Consider the following 23185-nt stretch of genomic DNA (forward strand, 5'->3'; position numbering starts at 1 on the left):
ACCCTGTCACCTCTTTTCATTAAGTATAGACAAGAATTCCTCACTTTCATAGTAAAAAAGACAAGAAAAACGACTGTCTTTTCAGACAGCCGTTTTTTTATTCCTCATAGTCGCCTTCTTCAGCAAATTGACTATTGTATAGTTTTTCATAGAAGCCACCTTGTTCCAGCAACTCATGATGCGTACCTTTTTCAATGATTTCTCCTTGTTTCATAACAAGAATTAAATCAGCTTCACGAATAGTGGATAGGCGGTGGGCAATAACGAAACTCGTTCGTCCTTCCATAACACGATCCATTGCTTTTTGAATTAAGGCTTCCAAGCGTGTATCGACTGAACTAGTCGCCTCATCTAAAATCAAAATTTTTGGATCAGAAATTACCGCTCGGGCAATGGTCAACAATTGTTTTTGACCAAGGGAAACGTTATCTCCCTCAGAATTGATTTCCATTTCATACCCGTCTGGCATTGTCCGAATGAAGTGATCCACATTGGCCGTTTTCGCTGCATCCACAACTTCATAATCCGTGGCATCCAACTTCCCAAAACGAATGTTATCTGCAATGGTACCTTTATACAACCAAGCATCTTGCAATACCATTCCAAATACAGATCGGACATCACTACGGTTCATTTTTTTCGTGTCAATGCCATCAATTTTAATGGCGCCTTCTGTTACATCATAAAAACGCATCAGTAAGTTGATTAAGGTTGTTTTCCCAGCGCCAGTTGGTCCCACAATCGCAACCATTTGGCCCGCATCAACTTTAAAGTTCAAATTACGAATTAACGGTTTTTCTGGGTCATAACTAAAGCTGACATTTTCAAATTCAACAGAGCCTAAAATAGGTTCTGGCAAAGGAACATCTTGTTCGTTAAGTTCTTCTTCTGGTTCATCTAGGATTTCAAAAATCCGCATGGTCGAAGCTGAAGCGCTTTGTAAAGCTGCAGACAACTGCGTAATATTCCCCATTGGTTGGCTAATTTGCCAAATATATTGAATAAACGCTTGTAATTGCCCCACTACAATCACACCAGCAACCACATAGTAACTACCAAGGACAGCTACCCCGATATAGGTCCCATAAGCAGTCATTTGAACCAATGGCAACATTAATCCTGAGATAAAGGATGCTTTGAAACCAAAACCATTTAATCGATGATTGACTTGTTTAAAGCCTTCAAGGGTTTCTTTTTCCCGACCATATAGTTTTAAGACACTGAACCCAGTCATATTTTCTTGGACATAACCATTTAAGTCTCCTAAAGAATTTTGCATTCCTTGGAAATATTTCTGGGAGATTTTAACAATTGTTCTGGAAATAATCAGAGACAACGGAATCATAATCACTGAAAAAATCGCCATCAGCGGATTGATCAAGAACATCATCACTACCGCCATCACAATCCCTAAGACTGCCGAAACAATATTAATAAAACTTTGTTGCATCGCATTGCTGACAGCATCCACATCGTTCGTCACCCGTGACAAAATATTTCCTTGTTGGTTCTTATCAAAATAAGAAACTGGCAAACGATTGATTTTTTCTTCAATATCTCGACGTAAATCGCGCATGGATTGTTGAACGACATTCGTCATTAAAAAGCCTGACAAAAATTGTGCCACACAATAACCTGTTCCCACAACTAAAATCCAAATTAAACATTGGATTACATAATCAAAATTGATTGATTCACCGGCCGCAATATTACGGCTAATTTCTGTCGTTGGTAATCCAGTCAAATAAGGCAACGCTGCATTAAAGGCAACGGTTAATATGGTAAATAAAATAACTAAATAAAACGTCACCCGATACGGTTTAATATAGCGACCGATTCGTTTCATAGAAGAAAAGGCGTGTTTCATGCTAATTCCTCCTCTGACAATTGAGAAGCCGCAATATCATAGTAAATTGGACAAGTCTCAAGTAATTCACGATGTGTGCCAATTCCGACCACGTCGCCTTCGTTTAAAACAACAATGCGGTCCGCATGCATAATTGTTCCAACACGTTGTGCCACAATTAAAACAGTGGATTCTGTTGTTTCTTTTTTCAGACGCGCTCGTAAATTTGCATCTGTTTGATAATCTAACGCAGAAAAACTATCATCAAATATATAAATTTCCGGATTGCGAATAATCGCCCGTGCGATAGCTAAACGTTGTTTTTGACCACCAGAAAAGTTCGTGCCACCTTCTGAAAGAGGTTCATCATAGCCTTGCGGTTTTTGTGAAACAAATTCTGTAGCTTGAGCAATGTCAATTGCTCGTTCCATTTCTTCTAACGTCGCATCTTCCTTACCGTAGCGAAGATTATCAGCAATTGTACCAGTAAAAAGTAACGCTTTTTGTGGAATATAGCCAATCTTATTGCGTAATGCACTAAGTTGGTACTCTTTTACGTTCACTCCATCGATTAAAATTTCACCTTCTGATACATCATAAAACCGTGGAATCAATTGAATTAATGTTGATTTCCCACTACCTGTGCTCCCAATAAAGGCCACTGTTTCACCAGGTGACGCCTTAAAACTTACATTGCGGATGACTGGGCTTTCCGCATGTCCAGGATAGGCAAAGGTTACATTTTTAAACTCTAGATAGCCTTTAGTAGCTGTTTCTGTTACGCCTTCTTCTTCACGAATAGCTGGTTCCATGTCTAAGGCTTCTTGAATCCGTGAAGCCGAAACCGCAGCCCGCGGATACATCATAAAGACACTGGCAAATAACATAAACGAGAACAGCGCATGGAAAATATATTCAATAAAAGCAATTAAATTCCCAACTTCTAAATCCCCATGGCTGATTTGAACAGTCCCGCTCCAAATGATTAAGACCATCACAATATTAAATAAGAAAAAGAACCCTGGTTGGGCTGCTGCCATTAAACGAAACAGACTTTTTGAACTTTCAGTGTAAGTTTCATTGACTTTATTAAAACGAGATTCTTCAAATTTTTCATTAACAAATGCGCGTATTACCCGCAATCCAGAAAGATTTTCTCTTAAAATCCCGTTGATTCCATCTAAGTTCTTTTGTTGCTTTTTAGATAACGGTTCTGACAAACGAGCAATTCCGACAACTGCTAGCAGCAGAAAAGGCAAGGCGCCTAAAACGTACATTCCTAACGACGGACTCGTTCGCATCACCATGTAAAGACTGGCAATAAACATCACTGGCGTCATAAAGCCAAGACGTAAAATATTTCCCATGAAGAGCATAATTTGGTATGCATCATTGGTAGTTCGCGTAATTAAGGAAGAAACCCCAATACTTTCATATTCACTGTGTGAGAAAGTTTGAATCTTTTCAAATAAATCATCACGAATATCACGAACAATGTTTGTTGTAATTCTGGCACCAAAGTACCCCAGCAAAATATTCATTGCGACACCAATAATCGTAATTACAACCATCCAAATCCCTTGCTGATAAATATAGTCCATATCTCTAGGAATAATTCCTTTGTCAATCATTCGTGCTAAAATGGTCGGCAAGCCTAATTCAATCAAAATAAAACCAAACACACAAATAAAATCAGCGAAAAGTAATTTCTTATAACGCATTGTGTAACGCCACATTAACTTCAATTAATCATCTCCTTCTTATCTTACTTTAAATTTTCTAGTACTCCCACTGTATCAAAAAGAAATCGGTAATACAAGCTGTCTGGCTAGAAAAAACAGCCTTTCTCTTTCTATCCTTTCCCTTTTAGATTTTCTAAAAAATAGATAATTTTAATGATTTACTTATACGATTAAAATTGCTACTTCCTTTTGATTGTGCCATAATTGGGAAAAACTGAAAGGACCCTTTGAATGAAAAAATTATTCTTCATTTTTCTCGGTTCCTGTACGTTTGCTTTAGGCACGTTAGGAATCTTTTTGCCGCTTTTACCCACCACTGGTTTTTATTTATTAACGGCCTTTTTTTGGATGCGTAGTTCAGATAAACTTTATAACAAATTTTTAGCTTCTTCTTATTATCAAAAATATATCCAAGAAGCCTTCTTTGAGAAAAAAATTACTCGTAAAGGCAAATGGAAACTATTTATTTCCATGTTTCTTTTATTTGCCATTCCGTGTTTAATTGTCCGAAATACGTTGATGACTACGACTTTAGCGATTGTTTATTTAGCCCACGTGATTGGCTTAAGTTGGTATTGGCGTCCTAAAAAAAAGGCACTTGAACTTGATCAAGAATAAGGCGACACAAGAAGTTTGTTTTTTTTAAAAGTCCAGTGAGTGTTTCTATACTTCCTTATCATTCTATGATAAAATAAGCTTAATTGTTGTTATTCACAACACACGGGACGGTTGAAAAAGAACACATAAAATCAAATACCCAGAATGAAGCAAAGTCGAGGCTTCATTTCATCATTAACAGATGTTTTTGATGAGCATTCTTTTTTAGGTGATCAGCACCTCGTTTTGTTGTGTTTAATTTTCTGTCTTAAAATGAAAAAAACTATAAATTGCTACTATTAGTAGCTGAAGGAGAAATGAATCGATGATTTACAAAGTATACTATCAAGAAACAAAAATCAGAAACCCAAAAAGAGAAGACACAAAATCTCTTTACATGGAAGCCGATAGCGATGTAATCGTGCGCCAATTAGTTGAAGAAAATACCCCATACAATATTGAATACGTTCAATTATTAGACGAAAAACATCTTGCTTATGAGCAAGAACATGCGGACTTCACTCTAACGGAGTTTTAACATGAAAGTAAACATAAAAAATAACGAAACTGGCGTTTTTGCAATCGGTGGTTTAGGCGAAATTGGAAAAAACACATATGGGGTACAATTCCAAGATGAAATTATCATTATTGATGCTGGGATCAAATTCCCAGAAGATGATTTACTTGGGATTGACTACGTGATTCCAGATTATAGCTACATCGTTCAAAATTTGCATAAAGTCAAAGCACTCGTTATTACCCACGGTCATGAAGACCATATTGGTGGCGTTCCTTATCTTTTACGTCAAGCGAATATCCCAATCTATGCGGGACCACTAGCCTTGGCTTTAATTACCAACAAACTAGATGAACATGGTTTATTGCGAGAAGCGGAATTACACGAAATTAATGAAGATACGGTGATTCGTTTTAGAAAAACAGCGATTAGCTTTTTCCGGACGACTCACAGTATTCCTGATGCCTTGGGCGTTGTGGTTAAAACGCCTTCTGGTAACATTGTCGCAACAGGTGACTTTAAGTTTGACTTTACACCCGTTGGCGAGCCAGCTAACTTGCACAGAATGGCAAAATTAGGTGAAGAAGGCGTTCTTTGTCTTCTTTCAGATAGTACCAATGCTGAAATACCCACCTTTACAAAATCCGAAAAAACAATTGGGACCTCTATTTTAAAAATCTTTGAAAAAATTGATGGTCGGATTATCTTTGCCAGTTTTGCTTCAAACATTTTCCGTTTACAACAAGCTGCTGATGCAGCCGTGAAAACCGGTCGCAAAATTGCTGTTTTTGGTCGTAGCATGGAAAATGCCATTGTCAATGGCGAACGCTTAGGCTACATCAAAGTGCCAAAAGGAACGTTTGTCGATGCGGCGGAACTGAATCAATTGCCAGCAAATGAAACAATGATTTTATGTACTGGCTCTCAAGGAGAACCTATGGCCGCGCTTAGTCGGATTGCTAACGGTACACATCGCCAAATTAGTATTCAACCAGGCGATACGGTTGTTTTCTCAAGTTCACCAATTCCTGGGAATACGACAAGCGTTAACCGTTTAATCAACTTATTATCTGAAGCCGGTGCAGAAGTTATCCACGGAAAAATCAATAATATCCATACTTCTGGTCACGGTGGACAAGAAGAGCAAAAATTAATGCTTCGCTTGATGAAGCCTAAATATTTCATGCCTGTTCATGGTGAATTTAGAATGTTAAAAATCCATGCTTCGCTCGCTCAAGATACAGGGGTTCCTGAAGAAAATTGCTTTATCATGGGCAACGGCGATGTCTTAGCTTTAACGGCTGATAGCGCACGTCCTGCTGGCCACTTCAATGCTAATGACGTGTACGTTGATGGAAATGGTGTCGGTGATATCGGGAATGTTGTTTTACGGGATCGTCGTATCTTATCTGAAGAAGGTTTAGTTTTAGCGGTAGCAACAGTTGATATTAAAAATAAAGAAATTATGGCTGGTCCAGACATTCTTTCCCGTGGTTTTGTCTACATGCGTGAGTCTGGTGATATGATTCATGAAGGCCAACGTCTTTTATTCAATGCTCTACGTGAAGCAATGAAAGATAAAAACTGTACCGAAGCAAAATTAGGCGAAGCCATGACGACCGCTTTACAGCCTTTCTTATTTGAACAAACAGAACGTCATCCAATGATTCTGCCAATGATTATGACTGCCACAGTTAGTGATCAATAAAGCTCTCATTTAATAGAGAAGAAAAATGTTTGTCCATTTTTCTTCTCTATTTTTTCTAACAAAAAAACACCTAACATGCGTTAGGTGTTTTTGGATTATTTTTTATTAGTTTTTTTCTACGTTAACTGCTTGAGGGCCACGGTCTGAATCTTCAACATCGAAAGTCACTGCTTGACCTTCTTCTAAAGTTTTGAAACCATCACCTTGGATAGCTGAGAAGTGTACGAATACGTCGCTTCCGTCTTCGCGTGAGATAAACCCAAAACCTTTTTCTGCGTTAAACCATTTTACTGTTCCTTGTTCCATTCTTTTGTTCCTCCTCGTGCATTTGCACATAAATAGTCGTAACTTTGCTCGCTTCCAATAGAATATTTAAAAAAATTTAAAAAGTCTACATAATTCCAAACAAGATTACCCTTTCATTTTACACGTGATAAAATATTTTTGCAAGAATTGTCCTCATTCTGAAGCAAAAAAATTCTCTTCTCTCAAACTAATGTATCCGCTATCACCAACAATAATATGATCCAACAATTGAATCCCCATCATTTCGCCACATTCTTCCATTCGTTTGGTAAATTGAATATCTTGTGGTGACGGTGTCGGATTGCCAGATGGATGATTATGAGCTAATAGTATGCGAGCAGAAGAATATTTAACCGCTTCCCGAAAAATTTCGCGTGGATGAGCAATACTTTGATTCAGTGAACCTTTGAAAATCGTTTTCTGTTGGATAATGTCATTCTTGGTATTCAAGTAAATACAAATTAAATGTTCTTGTTGCAGCCCCTTCATCTCTTGGAGTAATCGTTGAGCGACTTGTTGACTGGACGTAACTTTGCCAAATTTGATTTGACTACTTTGATAAATTCGACACCCCAATTCAATGGCCGCACGTAATTCAATGGCTTTCACTTGGCCAATGCCTTTAATAGCCATTAACTCGTTCAACGTGGCTTGCTGCAAATAAGAAAGTTGCTTAAACTGTTTTAACAACGTTGCGGCAACAGTCATCACGTCTGCTTCTTTTGAGCCAGTACGTAACAGAATCGCCAACAACTCTTGATTCGATAATGCTTTTTCTCCTATCGCTAAGAGCCGTTCTCGTGGTAAACAATCACTCGGCATCTCACGAATAAACAGATCCGATACTTGCATAAAAAAACCTCCTTTGCTAGTCATTAATAAACTACGCAAAGGAGTGTTGTTTTTATTATTTTAAATAATGTGGCGCTTGATGTAAACTCTCCAAGACATGTAATGTTTTCTCTTGGATAACTTCAGTTGGTTGCAATAAATCAGGTACCATGATCACTGGAATGCCCGCACTATGAGCCGCACTTACCCCATGAAATGAGTCTTCGAAAATCAAGGTTTTCGGGGCTTCTGTTCCTAAAAGTTGACGAGCTTTTTGAAAAATTTCTGGGTCCGGTTTTGCTCGTTTAACATCCTCTGCTGAAACGATCCCTACAAAACGATCCTGAATCCCAGCATGGCTTAATAACATTTCAATTGCTGGACGGACGTTACTTGAAGCAACCAATCGAGGAATTTTTTGATCATCTAAAAAGTCGAGAAATTCCACCACCCCTGGTTTTAAAGGGACGTTACCAGATCGAAACTCTTGCAAGGTATCATCATAAGAACGGCGGATAAATTCTTCCACTGTGTCGTGACCATAAGATGCATAAATACGTCGGTAATTCTCTTGTACTTCTTCATCGGAAATCCCAACATAGTCTAAATAGACTTCTTTACTATATGGTAACCCCATTGCATCTGCTACTTTTTGAGTAGATGTATAGTAAATCAACTCCGTATCAAAAAGCAACCCATCCATATCAAAAATTACGCCATCAAATTTCTTCATCATTTCCTCCTATAGTTAAAAGTAATTCTCTTACTTGAGAAACAAAATATAATGAACCTGTTACTAATAATAAATCATCTGCCGACATTTTTTCTAAAATTTCGCCTAAGCCAAATTGCCATAAAGACACAATTTCTGTTAAATCGTCTTCATATTTTTCCATTTCTGTAAGTGCAATAGCTTTAGGGTAATCAAAGCTAGTTAAGTAAAGATGCGCATTCGGTACTTGCTTTAAGTCCTGAATCATCTCATCCACATCTTTAGTTGCTAAAGCTGAAAATAAAATATGAATCGTGTGTTGTGGAAACTCTTTGCGCAAGTTTTCAACTAAGCGTTTTACTGCATGATCATTGTGGGCACCATCTAAAACAATCAACGGTTCATCACTAAGACGTTCCATTCGAGCTGGCCATTGCGCTTTAGCTAACCCTTGAGTAATGTCTCGTTCTTTAAACGGCAAATGTTGTAGTTGGCAATACTTGTCAAATAATTGAATAGCTACCGCCGCGTTTTCTACTTGGTGACGCCCCAACAAGGGAACTTTAATCTTTGTCAGTTTGCCCATTTCTCCATAGAAATTAAATACTTCCCCCCATTGTGTGTCAGGATGTAGATATTCCACTTGATACTCTTTGCCAAAACGAAAAATTGGACTCTGTTTTTCTTGTGCGACTTTTTCAATGACTGCTAGCGCATCAGCACAAATATTGCCTGTTACTACTGGGACTTTTTCTTTAATAATACCCGCTTTTTGATAGGCAATTTCAGCAATTGTTTCACCTAAAATTTCTGTGTGATCCTTTCCAATTGTCGTAATTCCCGTCAATAATGGCTTCACGACATTGGTGCTATCAAGTAATCCACCTAAGCCAACTTCAACAACTGCGATATCCACTTGTTCATTCACGAAATAGTCCAAGGCCATTCCTGTCAATGTTTCGAATTCTGTAATTCCAGCCACTTCAGTGATTTTGTCTAATTCTTTAATGATTGGTTGATACTTTTCCACATAGGTAATCAATTGTTCGTCTGAAATTGGTTGACCATTTATCGCAATTCTTTCATTAAATGATTCAATATAAGGAGAGGTAAAGGTTCCGACTTTCAAGCCCATTTCTTCTAATAGACAGCGTAAATATGTCACGGTTGAGCCTTTACCATTGGTTCCTGCGATATGAATCGTTGGCACTTTGTTTTCTGGATGATCAATTTTTTCTAATAACGCATTAATCCGATCCAAACCAGGTCTTGAACCAAAGGGTAACCGGCTATGAATCCATTCAATGGCTTCTTCTATTGTTAATTGCATCTTGTCCAACTCCTTGTCTTCTTCTACATTATAACTAAGTTAGGTGACTTTTTCACTAATAACCAATTGAAACTTTTTCTTGAAAACTTTTTGCATTTTTCATAATTTTGCATTATTAGCGGATACATTAATGAACTTATGGTAAACTAACATTCTGGATGGTTCGTTCCAGCCAGCCAATTAAAAACTATTTTTAGAGCGTTCAACACGCTTATTCATGATTTTTTTATAAAGGTGGACTTATTTTGATGAAAAACAAATCGAAGCTTTTATGGTTAGGAAGTTTTTTCTTGCCGTTTTTACTTCTGTTGCTTGTATGGATGACATTACAACTTGCGCCTTTTGGTGACAACAACTTATTAGTTAGTGATTTAGGCACGCAATACATGCCTTTCTTGAGTTTTTTAAAACGCTCTTTTCACGAGGGAATAACTACATTCTACTCTTTTTCCAATGAGATTGGTGAGTCGATTGTTCCTTTGGCAGCCTATTACTTACTGAGCCCTTTTAATGTGTTGGCTTTCTTTTTTCCTTATGAACAATTACCTATAGCAATTTTATGGATTATTACCTTAAAACTTGCCTTGATGGGCACTACGATGTTTAGCTATTTAAAATACACCTATCAAAAAGTTGATGGCACCACGTTACTTTTTTCAACGTCCTATAGTTTCTGTGGCTTTGTCACCGTCTATAGCCAAAACTTTATGTGGTTGGATGCACTGATTCTATTCCCGCTTATCTTATTGGGACTCCAACGTTTATGGGATCAACGCAAATGGGGCTTATACAGTATAACCCTGTTTTTAGCGATTGTGACGAATTACTACATGGGTTATATGATTTGTCTCTTTGCTGTTTTGTACAGTATCTATTGGTTCTTTAAAAAGAATACTCAAGCCCATGCTATTCGGCAATTTTTTAAACAAAGTCCGTTATTCATCCTCGTTTCTTTTTTAACAGGAACCGCAACTAGCTTTTTATTATTACCTGCAGCAGAAGGAATGCTCTATACAAAAAAAGCAGATTTTGATGTCTCGACGTTCTTTTTAACGCCTAAGTTCAACACTTCGTTCTTCTCGCAATTAGGCTTAGGTTCTATTAATTATGAGTTGCGTTTAGACCATTTACCAACCGTTTTTGCTGGATTATTTGTGACACTCCTCTGTGTCGCCTATTTTCAAACGAAACAAATTGCGTTAAAAGAAAGAATAGCTTCAGCGATTCTTTTATTCATTCTCTTTTTAAGCTTTTGGTTAGAAGCCTTTAACACTGTCTGGCACATGTTTCAAAGCCCAGCTGGTTTCCCTTACCGAAATGTCTTTATCTTTAGCTTTTTATTGATTGTCTTTGCCTATGAAGCTTGGCTTAAAAAAGTGACCATTCCTTGGTCCGCACCTATTATTTTTAGTCTGCTGTTAGTCATTGGCTACGGATCTTTGTATTATGGTCCACAAAAGAATCTCTTAATTTCGATCAATTATTTATGGCTAAGTTTACTTTTTATTTGGTTGATTTTCTTTTGCTTGCGTTTAGCACACAAAAAGGCCTTAAGAAACTATGTAGTCGTGGCTTTATTCTTACTGGTCAGCACAGAATTAACAACGAATTTCTGGATTTCTTTTAAACATATGCCCTTTGGTAGCCAAGCAACATTTGCCCAAGATTACCGAAAACACAGCCAATTAATCGATGAAAAAATGACCTCAGCACCAGAACTTTATCGCATGAAACAAGTCATTCCTTCCAAAGAAACAGGGTTCCGTGAAATCAATAACGGCTACAATAATCCTTTACTTTATGGCTATGCTGGCGTTTCTAGCTATACTTCGACTTTAACTGCCACTACCCAAGACACATTAAGTGCGCTAGGTTTATATCGAAAAAATGATCGCCGGATTGCTTATGTGGATAATTCACAATTAACCAATTTACTTTTAAATGTGAAATATGACTTTTTACCAATTGAAAAACCTACGAGTGAAAAATTGCTAAAAACAGTTGGTTCCACGAAAATCATGGAAAATGATGAAGCGATCGGTATGGGCTTTTTGGCGCCAACCGCATTAACCAAGTTAAAATTAGCAAAAAATAATCCTTTAGATGCCCAAGAAGAACTCCTGCAAACGCTCGTGCCGACGGATAAACCTTACTTTAAAACAGCTTCGTTGATAAATGAACCTCATCATACCAACGAAACAATTGAAGCAACCTTTAAAGTGAATAGCACTGGCGACTTGCATCTTTATATTCCGAATTTAAAATGGAAAAAGGTTACACAATTGAAGGTAAACCAACAAGTTATCTCGACGCCAATTTATATTGCAACCAATCAGCTGTTCAATTTAGGGCATTTTGAAAAAGGAACTACCGTGACCCTGTCACTAACTGCTGAACAAGTGGTTGATTTAACCAATTGGCAACTTCAAACTTTAGACCAAACAGCCTTTAATCGTGCGGTTGACAAATTACGCCAACAAGCTCTTCACGTGAATGCAACTAAAAAAGGCCATTTAAATGGCGCACTGAATGTACCTGGAAATGACACTCAGTTACTGTATACGTCCATTCCTTATGACCAAGATTGGCAAGTCAAATCGTCGCTACAAAAAGAACCCTTAAAAACACAACGCATTCTAGGTGGCTTTTTAGCTGTTGAAGTCCCAGCTGGCAAACAGCAGTTAACCTTTGCCTATCATCCAAGAATGATTTATCTCGGCACTGCCGTCAGCGGAACGATTTTACTGGGAACGGCTGGTTATCTTGGCTTTAAAAAATACCGTCGAAAACGTCAGGAGGCCACTCATGACTAATCAGAAAAAATTTTTAAATGGACTCATTCGGTGGTTACCCCTAGTTGGACTGGTGCTTTTCTTCGGCTTAATTTTATGGGGATATTCCAGAGGAATTTTTCATTCTGTTGCTTCCTTGCAAGCTTTTATTAAACAGTTTGGTAACTATGCGGTTCTATGTTTCATTCTTTTACAAATCGTCCAAGTGATTATCCCTATTCTACCTGGAGGAATTTCTTCTGTTGCAGGAATGTTGATGTTTGGCAATTTGCAAGGCCTTTTGTATAGCTATCTTGGATTGATTATTGGTGAGTTTATTGGCTTTTTACTGGTTCGTTACTATGGACGTAGCTTTGTAAAAATAATCCTTTCACCCAATAAATACAAAAAATTTGAAGAGATTTTAGACAAAAATGAACACAATGTCAAAAAGCTCTTAATCTTTACTATGTTAGTCCCCTTCGCTCCAGATGATATTGTTTGTTTAGTGGCGGGAATTACAGATATTTCTTTAAAAGAATTCATGAAAATTGTTCTTTTATTGAAATTCTGGTCTGTGGCTACTTACAGCTACTTAATGTTGTATTTGTTTCAATTATTTGGCAAATTATAACAAAAAGACAACAAAACCTGAGCCGACCCCCAAAAGTTAGACCTAGAAATCTAACTTTTGGAGGTTTTTTTGTATGGCAAAATACAGTTTTGAATTTAAACTTAAACTTGTTCATGACTACTTATCTGGTCAAGGAGGTCTAAGGTTTCTCGCAAAGAAGTATGGGTTTAAAGATAGTTCTCAAATAAGCAAATGGATAAATGCCTATAAAGAACTTGGTGAAGAAGGCCTACTTCGCAGTCGAAAAAATAAGAATTACTCTGTTCAATTTAAGCTAGATGCGATAGAGTTATATTTAACAACAGAGTTGTCCTATCAAGAAGTAGCTAATCTTCTAAAAATGAACAATCCATCATTGATTGCGAATTGGCTTAGAACGTATCAGAAGTTTGGTATAGAGGGACTCTCTAAACAGAAAGGACGTCCACCTACCATGTCTAAAAAGAAACGAAATGAACCCCAACCACTACCAAGTGAACGATCTCAAGTAGAGAAACTAGAAAAAGAAAATAGAATGTTAAAAATTGAGAATGCCTATTTAAAAGAACTGAGGAGACTGCGTTTAGAGGACGAACAAAAAATGAACGAATCGCACGAATCATTCACAGTCTCCGAAGACACTTTCGATTAAAAGATATTTTGGAAACCCTAAGGTTTCCAAAATCTACTTACATGTACTGGCAAAAACGCCTCGACAGAACAGCTTCAACACAAATCATTGAAGAAGAAATTCAAGCGATTCGTAAAAAACATCAGCATTATGGCTATAGAAGGATAACCCAAGAATTGAAACGACGTGGATTTCAAGTGAATAAAAAGAAAGTTCAGCGATTAATACAAAAGTTAAAGTTACAAGTCAAAGCTTTTACTAAGAAATCCAGAAAATATAATTCCTATAAAGGAACCGTTGGTAAAATCGCTAAAAATTTGATTCGTCGCCGATTTAAAACCTCTGTTCCTCATCAAAAAATTACAACTGATACAACTGAATTTAAGTACTTTGAAGCAGATAACGCAGGCATCTTTCGTCAGAAAAAACTATACTTAGATCCATTTATGGATATGTATAATAGTGAAATTCTAAGCTATAGCCTTTCTACTCAACCAAATGGTAAAACAGTTATGGAAGGTCTGAAAGAAGCAATTTCTCAAACAAATGATTGTCCCTATCGGCGCACCTTTCACTCTGATCAAGGCTGGGCTTATCAAATGAATGTCTATATACAAACATTAAAGGACAATAATATCTTTCAAAGTATGTCTCGAAAAGGAACCTGTTTAGATAATTCTCCTATGGAGAATTTCTTCAGTATCCTAAAACAAGAAGTGTACTATGGAAAAATCTATCAAAGTCAAAATGAATTGAGAGAAGCAATTGAGAACTACATTTATTATTACAATCATCACCGAATCAAAGAAAAACTTAACTGGAAAAGCCCAGTAGAATTTCGACAATTCAATCAAAAAACTGCATAAAAATAGAGTGGAAAAATCCACTCTATAAAAAGTCTAACTTTTTGGGGTCACTACAACCAACGTTTGGTTTTGTTGTCTTTTCTTTTTTAGATTGAACGTAAATGGGCAATCCGTTCTTTGACAGCCTCTTGTTTTTCAAGGTAGTCTTTTTCTTTTGCACGTTCTGCTTCCACGACCTCATCTGGTGCATTTGACACAAAACGTTCATTTGAAAGTTTGCCTTGCACACGTTTGACTTCTTTTGTCCATTTGTCTAATTCTTTTTCTAAGCGAGCAATTTCTTCTTCAATATTAATCAAACCAGCTAATGGTAGGAATAGTTCTGCGCCTGTTAAAACAGCGGACATGGCTAATTCTGGCGCTTCTATTTCACGACTGATGACTAATTCCTCTGGGTTACAGAAGCGTTCCAAGTAGCTAGTATTAGCTGTTAAAAATTCTTCTACTTCTGTATCGTTTGTTTTAATTAACAAAGTAATTGGTTTAGAAAGTGGTGTATTCACTTCTGCTCGAATATTCCGAACCGAACGAATAACTTCTTTCAGAACTTCCATTCCTCGAGCTGCTGCTTCATCGTTAAATTCTTCATGAACAACTGGGTACTCTGCCACAACCAATGACTCACCTTGATGCGGAATTTTTTCCCAAATTTCTTCTGTTACAAATGGCATAATTGGATGCAATAAGCGTAAGATTTGATCCAATGCGTACACCAAGATGCTCCGTGTTGTTTGTTTAGCTGCTTCATTTTCTCCGTAAAGAATTTCTTTACTCATTTCAATATACCAATCACAGAAATCATCCCAGATGAAGTTGTATAATTGGCGACCTGCTTCACCGAATTCAAAGCGATCAAATAATTCTGTCACACGGGCGACTGTTTCGTTTAAGCGCGTTAAAATCCAACGATCAGCGACAGTCTTTTCACCACTAAAGTCAATATCTGCAGCAGTCATACCTTCTACATTCATAATAACGAAACGACTTGCATTCCAAATCTTATTGATAAAGTTCCAAGAAGCATCCATTTTTTCATAACTAAAACGAACATCTTGACCAGGTGCTGAACCATTTGATAAGAACCAACGTAACGCATCTGCGCCATATTTTTCGATGACATCCATTGGATCAATCCCATTCCCCAATGATTTACTCATTTTGCGTCCTTGCTCATCACGAATTAAGCCGTGAATTAAGACATTTTGGAAGGGACGTTCGCCTGTAAACTCTAAGCTTTGGAAAATCATACGACTTACCCAAAAGGCAATAATATCATAGCCAGTAACTAATGTGCTTGTTGGGAAGTAACGTTGATAATCTTCGCTTGCTTCGTCCGGCCAACCCATCGTTGAAAATGGCCATAATGCAGAACTAAACCATGTATCTAAGACATCACTATCTTGAACCCAGTTTTCACTGTCGGCTGGTGCTTCCATCCCAACATACATCTCGCCCGTTTCTTTGTGATACCAAGCAGGAATTTGATGGCCCCACCATAATTGTCGCGAAATAACCCAATCATGTACATTTTCCATCCAACGTAAAAATGTTTGATTGAAGCGTGGTGGATAAAATTCAACAGCGTCTTCTGTTTCTTGATTTTTCATTGCTTTTTCAGCTAGTGGTCCCATTTTTACAAACCATTGGGTCGATAAACGAGGTTCCACGACAACGCCTGTTCGTTCTGAATGGCCCACGCTGTGATTCATTGTTTCGATCTTAATTAAGCGACCTAGTTCTTTCAAGTCAGAGACAATCGCTTTACGTGCGGCAAAACGATCCATTCCTTCGTATTTTCCAGCCAGTTCATTCATCGTGCCGTCTTCGTTCATAACATTTACTCGAGGTAAGTCATGACGATTACCGACTTCAAAGTCATTTGGATCATGGGCAGGTGTGATTTTTACAACCCCTGTTCCAAATTCCATATCTACATAGTCATCTGCAATAATTGGAATTTCTTTATCCACTAATGGCAAGACAACTGTCTTACCAATAAGTTCCTGATACCGTTCATCTTCTGGATGGACCGCAATCGCCGTATCTCCCAACATTGTTTCAGGACGCGTTGTCGCAATTTCAACAACGCCAGAACCATCTGATAATGGGTAGCTCATATGGTAAAAAGCTCCTTCAATATCTTTATGGATTACTTCGATATCAGACAATGCTGTTTTCGCTTTCGGATCCCAGTTAATGATATATTCACCACGGTAAATCAAATCTTTCTCGTAAAGAGAGACAAACACTTTACGAACGGCCTCAGATAGCCCTTCATCTAAAGTAAAACGTTCACGGCTGTAATCTAAAGAAAGGCCCATTTTTGCCCACTGTTCACGAATGTGAGAAGCATATTCTTCTTTCCATTCCCACACTTGATCAACAAATTTTTCACGACCTAAGTCGTAACGTGAAACTCCTTGTTGTGCTAGTTTCTCTTCTACTTTTGCTTGCGTGGCAATTCCGGCATGGTCCATTCCTGGTAGCCATAACGTATCAAAGCCTTGCATTCTTTTTTGGCGGATAATCATATCTTGTAATGTTGTATCCCAAGCATGCCCTAAGTGTAGTTTCCCTGTTACATTGGGTGGTGGAATAACAATTGAATAGGGCTTCGCTTTTTTGTCGCCACTTGGTTTAAATAAATCTTGATCTAGCCATTTTTGATAACGGCCAGCTTCGATTTCTGTCGGTTGATATTTCGTTGGTAAGTTTTTTTCTTCTGACATTTTTTCCCCTTCTTTCTTAAAATACGCGATTTGGAGCGGTAATTATTTTACAAATGAGTTTTTTTGGGCTAAACACTAAAATACGCCCTAAAATACTTTCGTATTTTAGGGCGTAGATTCATCTTATTTACGCGGTACCACCTAAATTGCATTCGAATTGAATTCATTCAAATGCCACTCATTCGTGAGATAACGTTCACGAAACGAATCGTTCTACTAACGTACTGTGTTCAAACCATTGACTCACAAGCTACCTTCTCACTGGTTGTGTAAAAGTCTTGCACCTGAACGACTTTTTCTCTAAAACGACGCCAATGATACTCCTCTTGTTCGCTGTCTTTGCTTCATTCTACAATGAAGCGCAAGCAAAGTCAATTTGTAATCTAGAGGGATTACACTTTTTTTGCAGCTTCTAACGCTTGTTGATAATCGGGTTCCGACGAAACTTCTGAGACGATTTCTTCATAAACTAACGTTCCTTCTGGGTCAATCACAAAAATAGCACGTGCTAAACGGCCCATTTCTGGAATATACAAACCATAAGCTGCACCAAATGAGTCTTCAGTATCATGAAGCATTTCCATTTCGACACCCTCAGCGGCACACCAATTTGCTTGTTCTTCAACTGTGTTATTGGAAATCGTGATAATCTGAACACCGTCTAATTTCGCCGCTTCTTGATTGAAACGTTTCGTTTGCAGTGAACAAACACGTGTGTCGATATCAGGAACCACACTAATTAAAACCGTTTTACCTTTATAATCTGCCAAGTTGATTTCTTGGTTGTTTAAATTTTTCAAAGAAAAGACGGGGGCTTTTGTGCCAACTTCGGGCTGTTCACCTGTCAATTCTAATACGTGCCCTTTTCTTGTAACATTCATTCTGAAATCCTCCTTTTCCACTTTCCATAATAAGTATAGTAGAGGATTTTTATGAAGACAATTTTATTGCTTTGGGCTATTTGCTAGTGAAAAAGTTTCATTAAAATAAATCAGTGTTTGCAGTTCCGTTGTTAAATCAATATACTGCACACTAACGTTGGCTGGCACACTGACACGGTCTGGCGCAAAATTTAAAATCGCAGTCACACCCGCTTGTACAATTTTGTCGATGGCTTTTTGGGCATGGTGACTTGGTACTGTAGAAATGGCTACCGTGACCCCTTCTTGTCGAACGAATGCTTCTAACTCAGACATATCATGAACTAATAACCCATTAATCGTGGTGCCAACTAAAGCTGAATCATTATCAAAAGCACAGACAATATTCAAATTCTCGTTGCGTCTAAAATTATTTTTTAATAATGCCTTGCCTAAATTGCCACAACCAATCAGAGCAATTCTTTTTTCTTCTTGCGTATTTAAAATATTACTAAATACCTCAATTAAATACGGCACATCGTAACCATAACCGCTTCGGCCCAGTTCACCAACGTGGGAAAAATCACGCCGAATCGTTGCAGAAGGAATCTGGATCATTTCACTAAACTCTCGTGATTTAATGCGTTTAACACCAGAATCCCCTAACATTTTTAAATAACGTAAATAAACCGGCAAACGTTTTGCCGTTGCTTTAGGCATTTTTTTCTCCATCCTCTGTCCTCCTTGTTACCTACTTCACATATTCAGTTTATCACGGTTCCCCTCTCCGAGCAACTTGTTTGTGAAATAAGTACAAAATAAATACAGTGACGTCTAAGCGACCGTCACTGTATTTATTTCTTATAGGAAATCTGCAAATTCGTCTTCTTGTTTATCTTTCGCTGTTTCTGCTGAAATCTCTGTAATTTTGAGTCCTTCCAAGGCCCGAGCCATTAAACCTTCCAAGTCTAAGCGCGCTTCATAATCTTGCGCTTTATCCAAGCGAGGTCGTGTTTTCGGTTGCGGTGGCGCAAAAATTGTACAACAATCTTCGAAGGGTTGAATGGCTAATTCAAACGTGTCAATTTTTTCGGCAATTTCGATAATTTCTGTCTTATCCATTGAAACAACAGGTCGAATTATCGGTGTTGAGGTAACCTCATTAATTGCTACCATACTTTGAAGTGTTTGCGAAGCCACTTGTCCTAACGATTCACCATTAATAATGACTAAACCTTTCCGCATTTCACGAATTGCATCTGTTAAGCGTAACATTAAACGTCGTGTAATGGTCATTAAGTAGCCTTGGGGAACAACTCGTTTTATTTCTTCTTGAATTTCTGTAAAGGGCACTTCAATAAATTGAATAGTTCCTACATAAGGGACTAATTTTTCAGCTAAATCTTTGGCCTTTTGTAACGCTTGTTCACTTGTATAAGGTGGACTAGCAAAATGGACAGCTTCCACTTCCACGCCACGTTTCATAGCTAAATAACCTGCAACTGGTGAATCAATGCCTCCTGACAACATCAACATACCACGACCACTGGTGCCCACTGGCAATCCACCCGCACCACGAATCGTTTCATAAGATAAATACGCCGCATCTTTACGAATTTCAATTCTTAAGTTGATATCAGGTTTTTTCATTTGTACTTGAATTTCCGGGATGGCTTCAATAACAGCCCCACCTAATTCTTGATTCAAGCCATTTGAATCAAGTTCAAATGAATGGTCCGAACGTTTAGCAGTAATTTTAAACGTCTTACCTGGCGTATAAACTTCCCGAACAACCTCTTGAACCATTGCACGAATCGCTGGCATTTCTTTTTCAATACGAATACTTGGTGAAAAATTTTGAATCCCAAACACTTTACTTAATTTCGGAATCACTTCTTCACTATCTTCCCCATTTAATAAAATATGCATTCTGTCTCGATCTGCATGGATTTTCAATGCTGGAAAATCAGCTAACGCACGTTTCACATTTTGTGCTAACTGCATGATAAACGTTTTACGATTTTTTCCTTTAGTTGATAATTCGCCATAGCGAACCATAATTTCTGTATATTTCACTCAATTAATTCCTCTCTGTTCCTGTATCTTCACAGGTCAATGTCTTTGCAAATTATACATCAAATAAGGGGCGTTTTTCTAGTGCTTAGTCGAAAAAAAATAGTTGATTCATAAGTTCATTGTCTTATGAATCAACTATTTGATAACTTTCTCTCTTACTTATTGCGCATTCAGGATCCACATGAATCCGACAAAAACAAAGAACAAGCCATACATAATTGGCGAAACTTCTTTCCCACGTTTTGCCGCAATCATTGTAATTGGATAGAAGATAAAGCCTAAGGCAATCCCATCTGAAATGCTATATGTCAATGGCATTCCTAACAAGATTAAGAAGGAAGGGATTGCAATTTCCATCTCGTTCCATTTAATTTTGCTTAAGGATTGTGCCATCAAAACACCAACAATAATCAACGCTGGTGCTGTAACTTGCGAAGTGACAACTGCTAACAAAGGAGAAAATAGCAAGCTGAAAATAAATAAAATCCCCGTTGTAATAGCTGTGATTCCTGAACGACCACCCACAGCAATCCCCGCAGATGATTCGACATATGCGCCAACTGGCGATGTCCCTAGTAGGGAACCAGCTAACATCGCTGTTGAATCAGCGGCTAAAGCTTTCCCCACACGCGGCATTTTATTGTCCTTCATAAAACCTGCTTGATTGGCTAAGCCCACCAACGTACCAGCCGTATCAAAGAATGTTACTAATAGGAACGTTAAAACCACGACCCACATTTGAATCGTATTGATATCTTTCACATGTCCTAACGCCACTAAAAATGTTGGTTCTAAACTTGGCGCGCTTGAAATAATCTTATCAGGCATTGGAATAACCCCTGTCGCTAAACCAACAATCGTTGAAATTGCCATCCCAATAAAAATACCACCAGGCACTCGACGAACTAACAAAATTGCAGTTACGACTAAGCCGACAATGGTGACCCACGTTGAGCCAACGTTCAAAGGTCCTAAGCCAACGAGTGTCGCATCATTAGCCACAATTAAGCCACCTTGGCTTAAACCAAGAAAAGCAATAAACAACCCGATCCCACCTGAAATGGCAAATTTCAAGTCTGCAGGAATTGCATCAATAATTAGCTCGCGTAATTTAAAAATTGTAATTAAAATAAATATCAATGAAGCCACAAAAACGCCTGCTAATGTCGTTTGCCAAGGAATCCCCATACCAACAGAGACTGAATAAGCAAAGAATGCATTAATTCCTAAAGCTGGTGCTGTCGCAATCGGATATTTCGCCAACACACCCATTAAAATACAACCTAAGGCACTCGCTAAAGCGGTGGCAGTAAAAACAGCGCCTTCGTCCATGCCAGAAGCACCAAGTACGGTTGGATTAACGAACAAAATATACGCCATTGAGATAAATGTGGTGAAACCAGCTAACATTTCTCGTTTCATATTCGTATTCAATTGTTCAAGTTCAAAATATGAACTTATTTTTTCTTTCATGTTCCGTCCTCCTAAAATCTAAATATTTTACAATGTTCGTAAAATATTCAATTTATTAATGAAACAACGTGTTTAATCATATAATAAACCAACAAATAAGTAAATATCAAATTCTAAATTCTGTAAAAAACGAACAATCACGATTAAAAAAAAGTATTCCTTTCTAGGAATACTTTTTAAATTAAATCGTTTGTGTTGTCGGGCGAACAACCATTTCACTGATTGACATACGATCTGGCGTGTTTATGGCAAAGACCACCGCTTGCGCAATGTCTTCCGCCTTTAAGCCCCAACTTAACTGTTCTAGATGTAACGTTTCAGCTACTACTCGATTAGAAATTGTTTGATAAAGTTCTGTTTGTACAGCACCTGGTGAAATAATCGTTGATTTAATGTTATTCTCTCTTTGTTCTTGTCGCAATCCTTCCATAATTGCTCGAACAGCAAACTTTGTTCCACAGTAGACAGCCGAATCTGGATAAACGACATGTCCTGCCACAGAATCAGTAGCAATAATCTGCCCTGATTTTTGTTCAACCATAATTGGAAGAACTGCCGCAATGCCATTTAAAACACCCATAATATTAATATCTAGCATTTGACGCCATTCTCCTTTTGGTGCTTCAATAAGAGGCGCCGTTGGCATAACTCCTGCATTGTTAAAAAGAACATCAATTCGTCCATATTTTTCCATTGTAAGCTTGATTACACGCTGAACTTCCTCTTCTTTCGTTACATCTGCTTGTTGCACGAGAATCGTTGCTTCAGGAAGTTCTTTTTTTATAGCAATTAAACGTTCTTGTCGACGTGCTGCAATGACTAACTTCGCTCCTTTTCTGGCAAGTAAACGGGCTGTTGCCTCACCGATGCCACTGGAAGCGCCCATGATAACAATAACTTTTTCTGATAATGATTTCATTATATTTCCTCCTTATCTTCCTGAATCCAACGAATAATTTTAGCTGGTGTTCCTGCAACAATAGCGTTAGCTGGCACATCTTTAGTTACAGTCGCATTAGCTGCTACGATAGCATTTTCACCAATCGTAATACCTGGTAAAACAGTGACACCCGCGCCTAACCACGCAAATTTTTTAATGGTAATTGGTGCTAGCAATACGCCTCGCCGTTTCATTGGCAGTTCCGGATGATTGACACTTAAGAGATTAACGCGCGGCCCAATTAAAACATTGTCTTCAATTATAATGCCCCCTAAATCAACAAACATAGCTGCCCGATTAATAAAAATATTTTTACCAAAATGTATATTGCGTCCAAAATCTGTATAAAAAGGCAATAAAATCGTAACGGTTTCGTCAATTTTGTCTTGGATAATCGTGGCAAGAAGATTCCTTACTTCATTATGTGTGTAGGCTTGTTGATTTAATTCTATTAAATAGCGACTATTTTCCTCTTGAATCTGATGAATAAGTTGAAATAGTGGTTCATCTTTATCAATGCTACCTGTTGCAACTAGTTCTTGGAGATTTTTTGTAAGCATTCCTAATCGCCTCCTTTTGCTAAATTTATCGTAATACGTGACAACTCCTCTGTCTAATACTTATAATAAATAGATAA

The 23185-nt window shown here is 37.8% G+C and carries 19 protein-coding genes and 1 other annotated feature; of the genes, 6 read left to right on the top strand and 13 right to left on the bottom strand.

The window, feature by feature from the left end:
• Positions 1-97: 97 nt before the first annotated feature.
• Together efrB and efrA are read right to left on the bottom strand one after the other, a co-directional pair.
• On the bottom strand, positions 98-1867 hold the full coding sequence (efrB, locus tag IGK70_RS11750) for a multidrug efflux ABC transporter subunit EfrB (protein ID WP_002365186.1): 1770 nt from the start codon (positions 1865-1867) through the stop codon (positions 98-100).
• Entirely contained in the window at positions 1864-3591 is a 1728-nt protein-coding gene (efrA, locus tag IGK70_RS11755; RefSeq protein WP_104855867.1) for a multidrug efflux ABC transporter subunit EfrA, read from the bottom strand. The genes efrB and efrA overlap by 4 nt, the downstream gene beginning before the upstream one ends.
• 228 nt (positions 3592-3819) lie before the next feature.
• Between efrA and IGK70_RS11760 the strand changes: the two genes are divergently transcribed.
• From IGK70_RS11760 to rnjA, 3 genes are all read left to right on the top strand, one after another.
• Complete coding sequence (locus IGK70_RS11760) at positions 3820-4206, top strand: YbaN family protein (RefSeq protein WP_002355126.1); 387 nt, start codon at positions 3820-3822, stop codon at positions 4204-4206.
• 304 nt (positions 4207-4510) lie between these two features.
• Positions 4511-4723, top strand: coding sequence for a DNA-directed RNA polymerase subunit epsilon (locus IGK70_RS11765; RefSeq protein ID WP_002355123.1), 213 nt, complete (start codon positions 4511-4513; stop codon positions 4721-4723).
• 1 nt (position 4724) lies between these two features.
• Positions 4725-6410: a ribonuclease J1 gene (gene rnjA, locus IGK70_RS11770; protein WP_002355122.1), complete on the top strand. Its 1686-nt coding sequence runs from the start codon at positions 4725-4727 to the stop codon at positions 6408-6410.
• A gap of 105 nt (positions 6411-6515) precedes the next feature.
• On the opposite strand, the gene IGK70_RS11775 is transcribed toward rnjA, so the two are convergent.
• From IGK70_RS11775 to IGK70_RS11790, 4 genes are all read right to left on the bottom strand, one after another.
• Positions 6516-6716: a cold-shock protein gene (locus IGK70_RS11775; protein ID WP_002355121.1), complete on the bottom strand. Its 201-nt coding sequence runs from the start codon at positions 6714-6716 to the stop codon at positions 6516-6518.
• Between the two features lie 153 nt (positions 6717-6869).
• Entirely contained in the window at positions 6870-7568 is a 699-nt protein-coding gene (gene radC, locus IGK70_RS11780) for a RadC family protein (RefSeq protein ID WP_002365188.1), read from the bottom strand.
• A gap of 55 nt (positions 7569-7623) precedes the next feature.
• On the bottom strand, positions 7624-8283 hold the full coding sequence (locus IGK70_RS11785; protein ID WP_002385286.1) for an HAD family hydrolase: 660 nt from the start codon (positions 8281-8283) through the stop codon (positions 7624-7626).
• Entirely contained in the window at positions 8267-9589 is a 1323-nt protein-coding gene (locus tag IGK70_RS11790; RefSeq protein ID WP_010827760.1) for a bifunctional folylpolyglutamate synthase/dihydrofolate synthase, read from the bottom strand. Before IGK70_RS11790 ends, IGK70_RS11785 begins: the two co-directional genes overlap by 17 nt.
• 248 nt (positions 9590-9837) lie before the next feature.
• Here IGK70_RS11790 and IGK70_RS11795 point away from each other — a divergent pair, with 248 nt between their 5' ends.
• From IGK70_RS11795 to IGK70_RS11805, 3 genes are all read left to right on the top strand, one after another.
• Positions 9838-12402, top strand: a complete 2565-nt coding sequence (locus tag IGK70_RS11795; protein WP_104855866.1) for a YfhO family protein — start codon at positions 9838-9840, stop codon at positions 12400-12402.
• Positions 12395-12994 carry a TVP38/TMEM64 family protein gene (locus IGK70_RS11800; protein ID WP_002355114.1) on the top strand — a complete coding sequence of 200 codons (600 nt, stop codon included), beginning with the start codon at positions 12395-12397 and terminating at the stop codon, positions 12992-12994. The genes IGK70_RS11795 and IGK70_RS11800 overlap by 8 nt, the downstream gene beginning before the upstream one ends.
• Positions 12995-13067: 73 nt before the next feature.
• A protein-coding gene (locus IGK70_RS11805) for an IS3 family transposase (protein WP_240185197.1) occupies positions 13068-14470 on the top strand; the annotation gives its coding sequence in 2 pieces (ribosomal slippage) (positions 13068-13533 and positions 13533-14470; 1404 coding nt in all).
• Positions 14471-14556: 86 nt separating this feature from the next.
• On the opposite strand, the gene IGK70_RS11810 is transcribed toward IGK70_RS11805, so the two are convergent.
• The 7 genes from IGK70_RS11810 to IGK70_RS11840 form a co-directional block, all read right to left on the bottom strand.
• Positions 14557-17199, bottom strand: a complete 2643-nt coding sequence (locus IGK70_RS11810; RefSeq protein WP_104855613.1) for a valine--tRNA ligase — start codon at positions 17197-17199, stop codon at positions 14557-14559.
• Positions 17200-17302: 103 nt separating this feature from the next.
• Positions 17303-17542, bottom strand: a binding site (T-box leader).
• A gap of 49 nt (positions 17543-17591) precedes the next feature.
• Positions 17592-18080 (bottom strand): thiol peroxidase, encoded by a 489-nt coding sequence (gene tpx, locus IGK70_RS11815; protein ID WP_002367321.1) that lies wholly within the window; start codon positions 18078-18080, stop codon positions 17592-17594.
• 63 nt (positions 18081-18143) lie between these two features.
• Complete coding sequence (locus tag IGK70_RS11820) at positions 18144-18791, bottom strand: redox-sensing transcriptional repressor Rex (protein ID WP_002365189.1); 648 nt, start codon at positions 18789-18791, stop codon at positions 18144-18146.
• Between the two features lie 129 nt (positions 18792-18920).
• Entirely contained in the window at positions 18921-20135 is a 1215-nt protein-coding gene (thiI, locus tag IGK70_RS11825) for a tRNA uracil 4-sulfurtransferase ThiI (RefSeq protein WP_002359156.1), read from the bottom strand.
• A 159-nt stretch (positions 20136-20294) separates the two neighbouring features.
• Positions 20295-21608: an NCS2 family permease gene (locus tag IGK70_RS11830; protein ID WP_002355107.1), complete on the bottom strand. Its 1314-nt coding sequence runs from the start codon at positions 21606-21608 to the stop codon at positions 20295-20297.
• A gap of 181 nt (positions 21609-21789) precedes the next feature.
• The gene (locus tag IGK70_RS11835) at positions 21790-22527 is read right to left on the bottom strand and encodes an SDR family oxidoreductase (RefSeq protein WP_104855612.1); all 738 of its coding nucleotides are present in this window, start codon (positions 22525-22527) and stop codon (positions 21790-21792) included.
• Positions 22527-23108 (bottom strand): DapH/DapD/GlmU-related protein, encoded by a 582-nt coding sequence (locus tag IGK70_RS11840; RefSeq protein WP_002370029.1) that lies wholly within the window; start codon positions 23106-23108, stop codon positions 22527-22529. Before IGK70_RS11840 ends, IGK70_RS11835 begins: the two co-directional genes overlap by 1 nt.
• Between the last annotated feature and the right edge of the window lie 77 nt (positions 23109-23185).

Origin of the sequence: Enterococcus sp. DIV0358, from assembly GCF_051713465.1 — a bacterium.
Lineage (GTDB): Bacteria > Bacillota > Bacilli > Lactobacillales > Enterococcaceae > Enterococcus > Enterococcus faecalis.